The 12,420-nt window shown below is 68.4% G+C and carries 14 protein-coding genes and 4 pseudogenes; 8 read left to right on the forward strand and 10 right to left on the reverse strand.

The annotated features are described in order from the left end of the window. Window positions 1-490 (reverse strand): hypothetical protein (locus GJ632_RS13100; protein ID WP_191453201.1); only part of this gene is annotated, 490 nt, incomplete at its 3' end. Between the two features lie 162 nt (window positions 491-652). Here GJ632_RS13100 and GJ632_RS13105 point away from each other — a divergent pair. Together GJ632_RS13105 and GJ632_RS13110 are read left to right on the forward strand one after the other, a co-directional pair. Continuing rightward, complete coding sequence (locus GJ632_RS13105; protein ID WP_191453202.1) at window positions 653-1,129, forward strand: DUF5793 family protein; 477 nt, start codon at window positions 653-655, stop codon at window positions 1,127-1,129. Window positions 1,130-1,206: 77 nt separating this feature from the next. Further along, window positions 1,207-1,831, forward strand: a pseudogene (locus tag GJ632_RS13110) (uracil-DNA glycosylase family protein). 385 nt (window positions 1,832-2,216) lie between these two features. Here GJ632_RS13110 and GJ632_RS23785 read toward each other — a convergent pair. The 3 genes and pseudogenes from GJ632_RS23785 to GJ632_RS23790 form a co-directional block, all read right to left on the reverse strand. Beyond that, a complete protein-coding gene (locus GJ632_RS23785; protein ID WP_343161165.1) occupies window positions 2,217-2,774 on the reverse strand; it encodes a DUF4097 family beta strand repeat-containing protein in 558 nt (185 codons plus the stop codon). A gap of 320 nt (window positions 2,775-3,094) precedes the next feature. Continuing rightward, a pseudogene (locus tag GJ632_RS25960) lies at window positions 3,095-3,768 on the reverse strand (MBL fold metallo-hydrolase). Window positions 3,769-3,805: 37 nt separating this feature from the next. Then, the gene (locus GJ632_RS23790; RefSeq protein ID WP_231751544.1) at window positions 3,806-4,255 is read right to left on the reverse strand and encodes a hypothetical protein; all 450 of its coding nucleotides are present in this window, start codon (window positions 4,253-4,255) and stop codon (window positions 3,806-3,808) included. Between the two features lie 232 nt (window positions 4,256-4,487). Between GJ632_RS23790 and GJ632_RS23795 the strand changes: the two genes are divergently transcribed. Continuing rightward, window positions 4,488-4,703, forward strand: a complete 216-nt coding sequence (locus GJ632_RS23795; RefSeq protein ID WP_231751545.1) for a hypothetical protein — start codon at window positions 4,488-4,490, stop codon at window positions 4,701-4,703. On the opposite strand, the gene GJ632_RS23800 is transcribed toward GJ632_RS23795, so the two are convergent. Next, window positions 4,696-4,911 (reverse strand): J domain-containing protein, encoded by a 216-nt coding sequence (locus GJ632_RS23800; RefSeq protein WP_231751546.1) that lies wholly within the window; start codon window positions 4,909-4,911, stop codon window positions 4,696-4,698. The genes GJ632_RS23795 and GJ632_RS23800 overlap by 8 nt on opposite strands. 53 nt (window positions 4,912-4,964) lie before the next feature. Continuing rightward, window positions 4,965-5,360: a hypothetical protein gene (locus GJ632_RS13130; protein WP_191453203.1), complete on the reverse strand. Its 396-nt coding sequence runs from the start codon at window positions 5,358-5,360 to the stop codon at window positions 4,965-4,967. 151 nt (window positions 5,361-5,511) lie between these two features. Here GJ632_RS13130 and GJ632_RS13135 point away from each other — a divergent pair. Both GJ632_RS13135 and GJ632_RS13140 read left to right on the forward strand, forming a co-directional pair. Continuing rightward, window positions 5,512-6,497: pseudogene (locus GJ632_RS13135) on the forward strand (MBL fold metallo-hydrolase). A gap of 26 nt (window positions 6,498-6,523) precedes the next feature. Next, window positions 6,524-6,808 (forward strand): DNA-directed RNA polymerase subunit L, encoded by a 285-nt coding sequence (locus GJ632_RS13140; protein ID WP_089805756.1) that lies wholly within the window; start codon window positions 6,524-6,526, stop codon window positions 6,806-6,808. 3 nt (window positions 6,809-6,811) lie between these two features. Here the strand turns inward: GJ632_RS13140 and GJ632_RS13145 are convergent, their stop codons facing one another. The 3 genes from GJ632_RS13145 to GJ632_RS13155 form a co-directional block, all read right to left on the reverse strand. Beyond that, window positions 6,812-7,360, reverse strand: coding sequence for a DUF1684 domain-containing protein (locus GJ632_RS13145; protein WP_089807055.1), 549 nt, complete (start codon window positions 7,358-7,360; stop codon window positions 6,812-6,814). A 140-nt stretch (window positions 7,361-7,500) separates the two neighbouring features. Further along, window positions 7,501-8,313, reverse strand: coding sequence for an imidazole glycerol phosphate synthase subunit HisF (gene hisF, locus GJ632_RS13150; protein ID WP_089805754.1), 813 nt, complete (start codon window positions 8,311-8,313; stop codon window positions 7,501-7,503). Between the two features lie 223 nt (window positions 8,314-8,536). After that, on the reverse strand, window positions 8,537-10,300 hold the full coding sequence (locus tag GJ632_RS13155; protein ID WP_191453204.1) for an alpha-glucosidase: 1,764 nt from the start codon (window positions 10,298-10,300) through the stop codon (window positions 8,537-8,539). 88 nt (window positions 10,301-10,388) lie between these two features. On the opposite strand from GJ632_RS13155, the gene GJ632_RS13160 reads away from it, so the two are divergent. The 3 genes and pseudogenes from GJ632_RS13160 (at window position 10,389) to GJ632_RS13170 (ending at window position 12,182) form a co-directional block, all read left to right on the forward strand. Beyond that, window positions 10,389-10,586 carry a hypothetical protein gene (locus GJ632_RS13160; RefSeq protein ID WP_089805750.1) on the forward strand — a complete coding sequence of 66 codons (198 nt, stop codon included), beginning with the start codon at window positions 10,389-10,391 and terminating at the stop codon, window positions 10,584-10,586. 66 nt (window positions 10,587-10,652) lie between these two features. Continuing rightward, window positions 10,653-11,620 (forward strand): annotated as a pseudogene (locus GJ632_RS25410) (zinc-binding alcohol dehydrogenase family protein). An 85-nt stretch (window positions 11,621-11,705) separates the two neighbouring features. Then, a complete protein-coding gene (locus tag GJ632_RS13170) occupies window positions 11,706-12,182 on the forward strand; it encodes a hypothetical protein (protein WP_191453205.1) in 477 nt (158 codons plus the stop codon). 48 nt (window positions 12,183-12,230) lie between these two features. Here the strand turns inward: GJ632_RS13170 and GJ632_RS13175 are convergent. Next, the coding region (locus GJ632_RS13175; protein WP_191453206.1) for a hypothetical protein at window positions 12,231-12,420 on the reverse strand (190 nt) is incomplete at its 5' end.

Raw genomic sequence — 12,420 nt, forward strand, 5'->3', positions numbered from 1 at the left:
CCGTCAGGAGGAGGACGGCGAACGCGAGGAGGAAGACGACGCCGACGGGAATCGGGACGCCGGGGAACCCGCGGGTGGCGAGGAGGTAGGTGGCGACGGCGAGGACGGCACCGGCGAGGCCGAGGAGGCCGCCGAGGAGGCGCACAGGGTCCACGGGGCCGGACTCGACGGCGTCCTCACGGGCGTAGTAGGCGACGGCGACGAGGAGGGCGACGCCCAGAACCGCCGCGCCGACGGTCCACACCTCGTAGGCGACCTGAATCGAGTTGCCCGCCTGAAACGCGACGGCCGAGAGGGGGTCGGAGACGCGAACCGCGTCGGCGAACGGGACGCCGAAGGCGTAGCGAACCTGGAAGAACGGGAAGCGCACGAACAGCACCGACCCCCCGGAGACGTTCCCCGAGTACGTCACGTTCCACGGAAGCAGCGTCGAGAGGAGCGTCAGGACGACGGCGAGTGGTCCCGCGTACTCCGACCGGACCCAGACCATGCCGGATGGGCGAAACCGACCCGGTAAAAGCTACCGACTGTCCGCGGCGCGGCACCTCGGCGTCGCCGCGAGGTCGGAACTGGCGCTGACGGGGCCGTAGTCGCACAGCGTTGGGAGAGGCGTTACGTTCATACACGGTGACCCCCAACTTCGGAGCACGGAATGAGGCGCGACTACTTCGAATTGGATGTCGACCACATCGACTGGGTCGAGGCGGACGAGCCACCCCAGAAGCCGTTGGTCCGCATCGACTTTCACGGTCCAGAGGAAACGCTCACGGACCGTCTCACCGATGCCGACGGGGAACTCTTAGAGGACGGCGAGACGGACGTCGCCTTCCGCCTGCAGGGCGACGTGAACGACCCCGACGCGACGGGCGTCGTGAGCGTCACGAACCGAATCACGGGAGACTTCGTCCTCGAACTGAACGAAGACGCCGACGACGTACTCCGGTTCATCCGCGCGGCGCGAGAGTACGGGAAGTCCGAGGCGGACGACGAGGACGGACAGTATCGAGTGGAGATACGGACAGACGACGGCGACACCGTCGTCTACGAGAAACGAACGTTCCTCGTCTACGACGCCGACGGCAACCTGCTTCGCGGCCACAGTCTCATCCCGTCCGGCGTCGAACTCTGAGACGACTTTTTCGACGGTGAGACGGCGACAGAGCCGAAACCGCACGGCCTATAACGCTCTCCTCGCTACCACTCGCCGTGGAGAACGTAACCGACCGCACGAGTAACCCGTTCGGGATGCGACCCCCGTGCGAACGGTTCGTCCCGGGATACGGCGACGCCAACGCCGACTTCCACGTCGTGGGTGACCACCCCGGCGTGCACGGCGGCGAAGTCACCGGCGTCCCGTTCACCAACGAACCGGGGATTCGCCTGCAGGCCGCGTTGGCCGAGGCGGGATTGCTGGAGACGACGGGCGACCAACCCGCCGTGAGGAAGACGTTCCTCTCGTACCTGCACATGTGCGTCGCCGAGGACACGCCGTCGCAGGCCGACTACGACGACATGGAGCGCTTCTTCGACGCGGAGTTGCGCGCCATCGCCGCGCACGTCCTCCTCCCGGTGCGCGCGGGCGACGCGGCACGTCCTCGAGCACTACACCGCACAGGCGCGGAAGATAACCGTCGACATGGAGGCGCTCCACGGCAGAGAGATACGCGGAAGCGGCTTCCTCGTCCTCCCCGTCGCGGAACCCCACGACTGGGACGAGACGCACCACGACCGCCTCGTGGAGGCCATCGACGTGCTCACGTCGACCGACTTCCGCCGGGAGACCGACCTCGGGCGGTTCACCGCCGGCGGCGACCCCTACCTCGTTCGGTAGCGACCCTCATGCGTCCAATTCTCACGGTAGGGGGCCCTTACTTTCGGAATTCCCCGATTCGACCCGAAAACGTCGTTCAATTACGTAACAAAAACCATTACAATTGAACGTATTTTTGCTTTTCTCACCGTTAGCGGGACGGATACCCACCATTTGAACGGTACTCCGGAGAGCCGGAGAAGGAATTGGCACCAACGCAGGTTTTTTTACCACAACCGTCAAACGGGGTAGTGACGCGCGTGGTACGACTCCACCGGGCGCGTCAGGTAAGGAACTGCGAGACTGGTGCTCTTCGCAGTGGCTTGGTCAGTCCGGGGTCCGCGCTTGCCGCGGTCCCTGCTTCCTTCTCGACGCGAACCGAACCGTCACAGCGGCCGCGCTCGACTCAGTCGAGACGCCGCACGTCGATGCCGCCGTTGCCGGCGCGAAGCGTCAGCGACGGCCCGCCCTCGCCCAGCGTTCCGGCGACGCGCGACGGCGAGATGCTCGCCTCGGTGAGTTCGAGACCCGACACGTCCACCGCGCCGTTCGTCACGCGCGCTTCGAACGCCGCGTCGACGTCCGGCGAGATGGCGGCGTCGATGCCGCCGTTGGACGCGCTGACCTCCGTGTCGCCGCGTATCGCCGGGATGTCCACGCTGATACTCCCGTTCCCGGCGGTGACGCCGTCGATGCCGCCCACGTCGCGCGCCTCGATGCCGCCGTTACCCGCCTGAAGCGTCAGAAAGCCCGGCATGTCCTCGGCGACGACGCCGCCGTTGCCGGCGCGAAGCGTCGCGTCGCCGCTCACGCCGCGCACGTCGACGCCGCCGTTCGCCACCTCCGCGAGCGTGAGCGACATCGAGTCGGGCAGTTCGACGCGCAGGTCCGTCGAGACGCGCGAGACGTCCGACGGGTAGACGACTTCGAGCGTCAGGACGCCGTCGCTGACCGAGCGGTTCACCGAGATGCGGTCGAGGACGCTCGTCGACGCCGAACCCGCGTTTGGTCACCGCGACGCTGACGGCGTCCCCGGAGCCGGTGCGCACGGTCACGCCGCCGTTCCGGTTCAGAATCCGAGCGCTCGTCGCCCCCTCGGGCGTCACTTCGAACGACTCCTCGGTGCGCGTCTCCAGTCCCGGCGCGCTACACCCGGCGAGGAGCCCGACGATGCCCGCTCCGGTCGCTGCGAGCAACTGACGACGACTCGTGCCTCGTGGCGATGTGGTTCTCATACCCACTACATGTGCAGCACACGACAAGAATCCCCTCTGACACTCGCTCTCAGAGTTCGGCGGCCGCGCGACGCAGCGCGTCGTACCCGCCCGTCCGCAACGGCTCGCCGTGGCCCACGCACGCCGCCTCGAACGGGTCGATTCGGTCCGCCACGTCGGCCAGACTCGCCCGGTTCCGTTCGACGTCGTAGCAGATGGCCCACGGCGACGGCGACAGTCGCCCGCCGGACTCCGTGACGAGGTCACCGAGGAACGCCGCGCCGTGGTCGGCGTGGTGGTAGACGACGTGTCCGGGCGTGTGGCCCGGCGCGCGGTGGGCGACGAACCCGCCTATCTCGTCGCCGTCGTTGACGCGGCGGACCTCGTTGTCCGGGACGCGAGGAAGAGTCGGGCGGCGCGTTGGAACGCCCCCTTGTGGTTCCCCAACGGCGGGTCGGCGTCGCCGAGGAGGAACGAGGCGTCCGGTTCGGCCGCGTAGACGGGCACCGCGGGGTCGAGTCCGAGCGTCGCGAGCGTCCCGACGTGGTCCAGGTCGTAGTGGGTGAGCAGGACTCTGTCGACGTCCGCGGGCGAGAGGCCCGACTCCGAGAGCATCCTGCGCATCCGGTCGCCGTCCCACGGCGTCCCGGCGTCCACGAGCGTTACGGTGCCGTCGTCGTCGACGAGGTAGGCGTTCACGCCGCGACAGCGAAACCGACGAACCGCACCCGGTTCGAGTGTCATGGTCTCCCTTCGGTGCGCTGTCACAAAAGTCGGTCCGTCAGCGCCACCGCTCGACGAGGTACCAGCCCAGGTCGGCGAGGTACGCCGTCGTCGAGACGAAAGGGAGGAGGACGAGTGCGAGCGAGAGGCTCGTCGCGCCCGCGGTCACGACCGTCCCCAACGCCAGCGAGGCGAGGGGGAGGAGGCCCGCGAGGGGGTAGAGGTAGAGGTAGTAGTTCCGCCACCGGTTCACGCTCGGCATCTCCCTGAGAACGACGAGGAAAACGACGGCGAGCAGTGCCGCCGCCGCGGGGAAGGCGAGGGCGAGTCCGGGGTCGGCGTCGGCCGCGGCGAGCGCGAACGCCCCCGGCGGCGAGAGCCCGTAGTCTGCGGTCACCGCCGTTCTCGGGGCCGTTCGGGCCGCGGCGGCGAACGCGGACACCGAATCGGCGTTCGCGCGGAGGTAGACGGCGAGGCCGCCGAGGTAGGCCAGGCCGGCGAGAAACACCGCGAGGAAGGTGTACCACCGTCGCTTCAGGTTCGCCGGAACGAACCCCGCGTCGGCGTCTCCCTCCTGCGGCGACGCCGCCTCCGCGTGCGTTCGGTCCGACTCCGTTCGGTCGCCCGAAGACCGCCGAGACGAAGACTGACGGGAGGCGTTTCGGTGGGCGGAGGACCCACTGGAAGAGGACCGGTGAGAGGAGGACTGGCGGGACGAGTTCCGACGCGACGAAGACTGGTTGGACGACGACCCGTTCGTCGCGCCCGTGCGGGAGCGACTGCGCGAGGACGACCCTGTTCGGTTCGCACTCGACCCGGTCGAACGGGACCGGTTCGACGTGGCGGAACCGCCGCGAGCGTTCCGCGACGAGTCGTCCCAGCGCCCGCCGCGGGCGGCGTCGCTCTCCGTCGGCACGCCCGTGGTCGGGAGGCCGTCCAGTCGACGGTTCACGTAGGTCGCGTGGCCCATCCGGTCGTACGCCTCGCGCTTCGTCTCGTCGGAGAGCACTCGTACGCCACTCGGAGGGTCTTGAACTGGCCGCTGGCACGCGCGTCGTCGTTCACGTCCGGATGGTACTCGCGGGCCTTCTCGCGCCACGCTCGCTTGACGTCGGCCTGCGTGGCGTCCTCGGGGACCTCCAGGAGGTCGTAGAAGTCGTCCATTCGGTCGAACGGCGGTACGAATCCCGCGATTTGAATGTACCGGGTCCGACGGGTCAGCTCGACGATACGAACAGTTCGAGGACGTACAGGAGGACTGCGCCGCCGACGGCCGTGGCGGCGGCGTAGGCGTGAATCTGCCACGCGCGCCGCAGGTCGGCCCGGCGGTTCGCCTCGTCGGTCACCTGTCGCCGGGTGTCACCGTCGGCGGACACGTCGTAGATTCCCAGCGCGGCGAACCCGGTACAGAACTGGTACTTGCCCTGGAAGTAGCCCTCCGCGGCGCCGAACAATGGGACGGCGGCGAGGACGAGCGCCCACCCCGGGCCGCCGAATCCGAACACCCACGTCACGAGTCCGAGCGTGGCGACGGCGGCGACGGCCCCCAGCGCGTACCGACGCCGCTGTTCCGCCTCGCCGATGTTGCACGCACCGGGTCGGTAGTCGGCCATGCCTGACAGTCCGGCCTCGACGGACGAAACGCTACCGACCGAGGCGCAGTCCGCCGATACCGCGGCGCGCCGCGGGGGAACGGCGTCCGCCGGTGCGACGCCGCCCTCCGAGATAGCAACCCTCATCATCGTTCATACCGACGCGGGAGACATGGACCTCCACCGAATCCGACTCGGGAACACGGTGTTCGAGGGTCGGAACAACGCCTACCTCCTCACCGGCGACGTGACCACACTCGTGGACGTGGGGGCGTCGCAGGACGCGATTCGGGACGACCTGCACGCCGGACTCGACGAGGCCGGAGTCGGCGTGAGCGACCTCGACCAGATTCTGCTCACCCACCACCACGCCGACCACGCCGGCCTCGCGGGCGAACTCCAGGCCGAGAGCGGTGCGGTCGTGCGCGTTCACGAGGCCGACGCACCCCTCGTCGCGGGCGACGCCGCCGCCCTCGACGCCGACGCGACGTTCGGCTTCGCCGCTTCGAGGAGTGGGGTATCCCCGCCGACAAGCGCGCGGAACTGAACTCGTATCTGGAGATTCTGGGCGACCTGCAGGGCGACCCGGTGGATGCGGTGTCGATGACCGACGGCGACCGAGTCGCCGCCGGCGACGGCGAACTCGAAGTCGTCCACCTGCCCGGCCACGCCGCCGGTCTGGTCGGGTTCGTCTTCGAGGCGGACGGCGGCGAACAGGCGTTCGTCGGCGACGCCATCCTCCCGAAGTACACGCCGAACGTCGGCGGTGCGGACCTCCGCGTCGAGCGACCGCTGGCGACGTACGTCGAGAGCCTCGCCGCCATCATCGAACGCGACTTCGACCGCGCGTGGCCCGGTCACCGCGACCGCATCGCCGACCCGACGGCCCGCGCCGCGACCATCCTCAACCACCACCGCGACCGGACCGACCGCGTCGTGAACGTCCTGCGGGACCACGGCCCGGCCGACGCGTGGACGGTGAGCGCGCGCCTGTTCGGCGAGTTGGAGAACATCCACATCCTCCACGGGCCCGGCGAGGCGTGGGCCCACCTGGACCACCTCGTCGAGGCCGGCGTGGCCGCCCGCGACGGCGACGAGTACCGCCTCGTGGACGACGACCCGGACGTCGCCGCGCTGTTCCCCAAGACGAAATACTGAAACGCCGCGACCGGAAAGAGGAGGGCATGGAACTGCGGGTCATCGACAAGACGGACGAGGAACTCCGCCTCGAAATCGCCGGTGAGGACCACACCTTCATGAACGTCATCAAGGGCGCACTGCTGGAGACGCCCGGCGTCGCCGCGGCGACGTACGACATGAACCCCGAGCAGTCGGGCGGTCAGACCGACCCGATTCTCTCGGTGAAGACGGAACCGGGCACCGACCCCCTCGACGCCCTCGGCGACGCCTCCCGACGCGTGCAGGAACTGTCGACGAACTTCACGTCCGCGTTCGAAGCGGCGCTGTAGCGGTCACTCGTACGTCTTCTCGCCGGCGCGAATCGGCACTTCGAGCCAGTTCTCCATCGGGACGAGCGGACACTCGTACTGTTCGTTGTACGCGCAGAACGGGTTGTACGCGTAGTTGAAGTCGAGCACCCACGCGTCGCCCTCCCTGTCGTCGGGGTCTTCGAGGTCCAGATAGCGCCCGGCGCCGTACGTCTCGTCACCGCTCGTCGCGTCGCGGAACGGCACCCACAGGCGCATCTCCTCCGGTTCCGAGCGGTAGGCGTCGAGGCTCACCGTCTCGCCGTTCACCTCGAACGCGAACGACCCCCAGACGAGGTAGTCGCGTTCGCCCTCGGTCGTCGTCTCGACGGTGATGGTCTCCTTCTCCTCGTACTCGTCGAGTTCGACGACGACGCGGTAGGAGGGGTCGGGGTCGAAGTAGTCCAGACCGTCGAACGACTCGCGTTCGGCCGGCGGGAGCGGCGAGTGCGGGTCGTCGGCGAAGAACTCGTCCTTGTGCGCGCGGTGGGTCAGCAGCGCTTCGCGCCACGCGTCGGTGTCGAGCGAACTCATACCCGTCAGTACGCCGTCGAACGACTTGACGTCGGCGTCGCCTGCGCGTCCGTCACACGACCGGACGGAAGCGGCGCGCCGGACGGTGCCAGCGGCGACGAGCGGAGACGCCGGGCGGACGAAGCGCGGACCCGGGGGGCTCAGAGGCGGACGGGCACGTCGCGTTCGGCGAGGTACTCCTTGACGTCTCGAATCGAGTACTCGTCGAAGTGGAAGATGGAGGCGGCCAAGCCGGCGTCGGCGTTCGCCTCGGTGAACACCTCGTACATGTCCTCGGGGCCGCCGCACCCGGAGGAGGCGATGACCGGCGTCGAGACTTCGTCGCAGACGGCCTTGGTGAGGGGGATGTCGTAGCCGTCCTTGGTCCCGTCGGCGTCGATGGAGTTGACGAACAGTTCGCCCGCGCCGCGGGACTCGGCCTCGCTGGCCCACTCGACCACGTCGACGCCGGTTCCCTCGCGGCCGCCCTTGACCGTGCACTCGAACCAGCAGGACTCGCCGTCGGCCTCGGCGTAGAACTCGCCCTGTTCGTCGTAGCGACGGCGGGCGTCCACGGAGATGACGATGCACTGCGAACCGAACGCCTTCGCGCCCTCGTTCACCAGGTCGGGGTTCTGGAGCGCCGCGGTGTTGATGGACACCTTGTCGGCCCCCGCGCGAAGCGTCTCTTTGATGTCCTCGCGGGTTCGGATGCCGCCGCCGACGGTGAGCGGGATGAACACCTCGTCGGCGACGCGCGAGACGGTGTCGAGCATCGTCGCGCGCCCCTCGGCGGAGGCGGTGATGTCGAGGAAGACGAACTCGTCCGCGCCCGCCTCGTTGTACAGTTTGGCCATCTCCACCGGGTCGCCGGTGTACTGCAGGTCCTCGAAGTTGACGCCGGTGTAGACGGCGGGATTCCCGTCCTCGTCCAAGTCGACGTCGATACAGGGGATGATGCGCTTCGTGAGCATTCGCTACCGGAACGTTCGCGCATGGGCCGTTTGACCGTTTCGACTGTCGTGGTTCTTGCACCCGGAGACGACGGGCGTCGCCGGACGAGGGTTCAAGTGCGAACCCGCGGCCACTCCCGCCGTGACCTGACCCCGACCACGGCGCGGGCCGCGGGTGTGCGACACGCCGCGCCGTGAACGACCGTGTCGCCTGTTCGCCCCTCGGTTCCTCCGGCCCCGGTCCTCACCGCGTCCGGTAGACGCGCGCCTCCCACGGGCGGAGGTCCAGCGTCTCGTCCACGCCGTCGTCGTCGTCGTAGTTCCCGAGTGCCAGCGTCGCGTCGCCGACCAGTTCCGCCGGCGCGTCGTACGTCGTCGCCTCGTCGGCGAAGTTGAGGACGACGAACAGTCGCTCGTCGCCGAGCGTCCGCGTGTAGGCCCACAGCGACTCGTGGTCCGGTGTGAGCGGGTCGTAGTCGCCGTAGACGACCACGTCGTTCTCGTGTCGGAACTCGACGAGTCGGCGGTAGTAGTGGTAGACGGAGTCCTCGTCGGCGCGTTCGGCCTCGGCGTTCACCTCGTCGTAGTTCGGGTTGACCGAAATCCACGGCTCCGCGTCCGAGAACCCGGCGTGCTCCTCGTCGGACCACTGTACCGGCGTCCGCGCGTTGTCCCGACTGTTCGCTCGGAGCGCCTCCTTCACCGCGTCGAACGACTCGACGACTCCCCGGTCCAGGGCGGTCCGGACGGGGTTGAGCGTCCCCACGTCGCGGAAGTCGTCCAGCGACTCGAACGGGTAGTTCGTCATCCCCAACTCCTCGCCCTGGTAGACGTACGGCGTCCCGCGCAGGGTGTGCAGGAGCGTGCCGAGCAGTTTCGCCGACTCCCGTCGGTACTCCCCGTCGTTCCCGAACCGCGACACCATGCGCGGTTGGTCGTGGTTGTTGAGGTACAGCGAGTTCCAGCCCTCGTCGGCGAAGGCGGCCTGCCAGCGGTCGAACACTGCCTTCAGGTCGGTGAGGTCCCAGTCGGTCGTCTCCCAGATGCGCTCGCCGCGGTCCAGGAGGACGTGCTCGAAGTGGAACAGCATCGAGAGGCCGTCGCCGTCCGGTCCGGGCGAGACGTACCGTCGCGCGTGTTCGCCCGGAAGGGGGTCGCCGATCATCTCGCCGACGGTCAGGAACCCCCTGTCGAGCACTCGGTCGCGCATCTCCCCGAGGAACTCGTGGACGCGCGGCCCGTTCGTCACCCGGTCGATGGTGCGAATCCCCGCCTCGGGGTCGGTGCTCGGCAACCCCTCCGGTTTGGAGACGAGGTTGATGACGTCCATCCGGAAGCCGTCGATGCCCTTCTCTATCCACCAGTTCATCATCTCGAACACGTCGTCGCGGACGTCCGGGTTCTCCCAGTTCAGGTCGGGTTGCTTGCGGTCGAACAGGTGGAGGTACCACTCGCCCGTCGCCTCGTGGTACGCCCACGCCGGCCCGCCGAAGAACGACTCCCAGTCGTTCGGCGGTACCTCGCCGTCGGGGCCGACGTCGTACGTCTCGTCGACTTCGGCCGCGTCGCGCCCCTCGCGCCAGATGTAGTAGTCGCGGTAGTCGGCGTCGCGCGACGTGAGCGCGTTCTGGAACCAGTCGTGTTCGTCCGACGTGTGGTTCACCACGAGGTCCATGATGAGGCGGATGTCGTGGTCGTGGAGCGTGTCGAGTAGTTCCTCCCAGTCGGCCATCGTCCCGTACTGCTCGTCGATGGCGCGGTAGTCTGCGATGTCGTAGCCGTTGTCCGCCTGCGGCGACTCGTAGACGGGGTTGAGCCACACGACGTCGACGCCCAGGTCGTCGAGGTGGCCGACCCGGTCCACGATACCGCGGATGTCACCGACGCCGTCGCCGTCGGAGTCGGCGAACGACCGGGGGTACACCTGATAGACGACCGCTTCCTTCCACCACCGTCGCCGCTCGCCGTTCGGGAGTCGCTCGCCGGCGGCGTCCGTCTCGAAGGTCATACGGTACCCTCGGCGGTGACTCACTTAGGCTCCGGTGGCCGCCGCGGGATTCGGTTGTTCTTTTATCCGGGGGTTCCAATCGCCGGCTATGACCGACGAACCCATGCAGAATCCGAGCGACCAGTACGAGAGCGACCACGACCAGTACGACGACGCCCACCACTCGTCGGACCCCGGGCGCGTCACCTCCCCGATGCAGGAGTTCTCGACGGGCAAGGCGGCGACCGGTTTCGTCGTCCTCGTCGTCGGTCTCGTCGTCGTCTTCGGACTCCCGCTTCTCCTCTGAGAACCGGCAAGCGGTACGAGGTTCCGGTTCCCCGCCGGTTTTGATGCCGGAGCGACAACGACGACCGTGAAATCTATCGTCGTCACCGAGTTCGGAAGCAGCGACGTCCTCGAAGTGCGGGAGACCGAGACGCCGGAACCCGGTCCGGGGGAGGTGCGAATCGACGTGGCCGCCGTGGGCCTCAACTTCGCGGACGTGATGCAACGTCGCGGTCACTACCGCGGCGGTCCGGAACCGCCGTTCGTCCCCGGTCTGGAGGCCGCCGGCACCGTCGACGCGGTCGGTGAGGGCGTCGAACGCGACGTCGGCGACAGCGTGGTCGCACTCACCGACGAGGCGTACGCCGAGTACGCCACCGCGCCCGAACAGTCGCTGTTCGACGTGCCGGAGGGGATGTCGTTCGCCGAGGCGGCGGGCTTTCCCGTCCAGTTTCTCACCGCGTACAACTGCCTCCACAACTGGGGCGACGTCACCGCGCACGACCGCGTCCTGATACACGCCGCGGCGGGCGGCGTCGGGACGGCGGCCGTCCAGTTGGCCGACCACGCCGGTGCGGAGTCGTTCGGCACCGCCAGCACGCAGGAGAAACTGGACCTCGCGGCGGACCTCGGTCTGGACCGCGGCATCAACTACGAGGAGTCGGACTTCCGCGACGTCGTCGACGAGGAGACGGACGGCGACGGCGTGGACCTCGTGTTGGACGGCGTGAACGGCGAGACGTTCGACCGGAGCCTCGACGTCCTCTCACCGTTCGGGCGCGTCGTCGTCTACGGCGCCGCCTCCGGCGACGTCGCGTCGGCCGACACCACCCGACTGCTGTTCGAGAACAAGTCGGTCGTCGGCTTCCACCTCGCAACGCCATCGAGAACGACCCCGCGCGCGTCCTCGGCGCGGTCAACGACCTGCAACGCCTCCTCGTGCAGGGCGAACTCGACGTCGTCGTCGGCGAGACGTTCCCCCTCGAAGACGCGAAGGCGGCGCAGGAGTACCTCGAGAACCGACAGAGCGTCGGGAAAGTCGTCCTCGAACCGTAGCGCGTCGCTCCGAGTCCGGACGCGTCCCGGCATCGGCCGAGTGGACGGCTAGCAGATTTTTCCGGACTCCGCTCCTATCGGGCGTATGCCAACTGTCGAGTTCGAAGTCGCAGACTACGACGTGGCGGTCGAGCCGTGGAGTCCCATCAAGCGTCGCATCGTCCTCCGGGGTCCGGAGGAGGACGGTGCGCGCGACGAGGCGACGCTCCTCTTCACGACGAATCGGACGGAGACGGGCGTCGTCTCCAACGTCGGCGGTGAGGGGGGCGTCTCGGTGTGGGCGTACTTCGACCTAGAGGACTACGACGACGTACTGCACCTCGTCGAATCCGACACGGCGGTCCACCTGCACTACGGACACGTGAGTGGGTCGGGAAGCACGCGCACGCTCTACTTCGTCTCGGTCGAGACGTCGGCGGCCACACCGGGGCAGGGGGACGACGGCATCGAGGAGTCGCTCCCGTTCGGCGCGTACGAATCGGACGAGTCGCTCGAGATTCCGGTCGAGGTCGAACGCGAAGGCGTCGAACGCGTCCGCAACCGGTCGGTCGAACAGAACTGAGTCGTCGGCCGCCCGTCCGGGGAGTCGAGCGCCGGTCGCCGGTGTGTGTTAATCGAGTTCGCGCGCGATGACGTCGCGCAGGTCGACTATCTCGTTGACGCCGTAGTCGAGCGTCTCGTCGGCGACCGACAGCGACAGGCGGCCGTCGTCCGTCGCAGCGCCGAGCGTCGTCACGGGGGCGACGCCGTCGAACGCCTCGCGGACCGCGTCGGCGTCCGTCGTCTCGACGACGGCGCGG

The sequence above is a fragment of the Halogeometricum sp. CBA1124 genome (assembly GCF_009741955.1).
Taxonomy (GTDB): domain Archaea; phylum Halobacteriota; class Halobacteria; order Halobacteriales; family Haloferacaceae; genus Halogeometricum; species Halogeometricum rufum.

Excerpts from the sequence above, each read along its gene's own strand:
- GJ632_RS13105 (WP_191453202.1), top strand. The coding sequence starts at position 653 with ATGAGGCGCGACTACTTCGAATTGGATGTCGACCACATCGACTGGGTC.
- GJ632_RS23800 (WP_231751546.1), bottom strand. The coding sequence starts at position 4,911 with ATGGACGACTTCTACGACCTCCTGGAGGTCCCCGAGGACGCCACGCAG.
- GJ632_RS13130 (WP_191453203.1), bottom strand. The coding sequence starts at position 5,360 with ATGGCCGACTACCGACCCGGTGCGTGCAACATCGGCGAGGCGGAACAG.
- GJ632_RS13140 (WP_089805756.1), top strand. The coding sequence starts at position 6,524 with ATGGAACTGCGGGTCATCGACAAGACGGACGAGGAACTCCGCCTCGAA.
- GJ632_RS13145 (WP_089807055.1), bottom strand. The coding sequence starts at position 7,360 with ATGAGTTCGCTCGACACCGACGCGTGGCGCGAAGCGCTGCTGACCCAC.
- hisF (WP_089805754.1), bottom strand. The coding sequence starts at position 8,313 with ATGCTCACGAAGCGCATCATCCCCTGTATCGACGTCGACTTGGACGAG.
- GJ632_RS13155 (WP_191453204.1), bottom strand. The coding sequence starts at position 10,300 with ATGACCTTCGAGACGGACGCCGCCGGCGAGCGACTCCCGAACGGCGAG.
- GJ632_RS13160 (WP_089805750.1), top strand. The coding sequence starts at position 10,389 with ATGACCGACGAACCCATGCAGAATCCGAGCGACCAGTACGAGAGCGAC.
- GJ632_RS13170 (WP_191453205.1), top strand. The coding sequence starts at position 11,706 with ATGCCAACTGTCGAGTTCGAAGTCGCAGACTACGACGTGGCGGTCGAG.